Source organism: Vibrio sp. 2304 (assembly GCF_033339475.1).
In the GTDB taxonomy this organism is placed as follows: Bacteria; Pseudomonadota; Gammaproteobacteria; order Enterobacterales; family Vibrionaceae; genus Vibrio; species Vibrio alginolyticus.
Genome location: NZ_JAWOUQ010000127.1, coordinates 1 through 532, shown reverse-complemented (window position 1 = coordinate 532; position 532 = coordinate 1). Strand labels below are relative to the sequence as shown.

The window sequence follows — 532 nt, the reverse complement described above, 5'->3', positions numbered from 1 at the left end:
GTGATGATGAAGCAAAAGCACAAGCTATCTTAGATGAATTGAACGCAGGTGCAGATTTTGCTGCCGTAGCGCAAGAGAAATCTGATGATTTCGGTAGTGCTGAAAACGGCGGTGACTTAGGTTGGATCGAACGTGATGTTATGGATCCTGCGTTTGAAGAAGCTGCGTTTGCACTTAAGAACCCAGGTGACATGTCTGGTCTAGTAAAATCTGACTTTGGCTACCACATTATCAAGCTAGAAGAGCTGAAAGATGCTGTTGCAAAACCATTTGATGAAGTGGCTGCTGAGATTAAGCAAGAGCTAGTAGACCAAAAAGCGGTGGATCAATTCTACGAGCTTCAAAACGAGCTTGAGCGTGTTGCTTTTGAGTACCCTGATTCACTAGATGATGCTTCTAAAGCTATTAACCAAGAAGTGAAGACAACAGACTTCATCTCTCAAGTTGATGCACCTGAGGTTCTACGTAACCAAGCCGTTATGCAAGCACTACTGAGCCCAGAAGTGAAAGAAGACGGTCTGAACTCTGAAGC

The 532-nt window shown here is 44.2% G+C and carries 1 protein-coding gene; it reads left to right on the top strand.

The genetic code is table 11. From position 1 onward, the window contains the following. Window positions 1–532 (top strand): peptidylprolyl isomerase (locus R7P64_RS24625; RefSeq protein WP_318124257.1); only part of this gene is annotated, 532 nt, incomplete at both ends.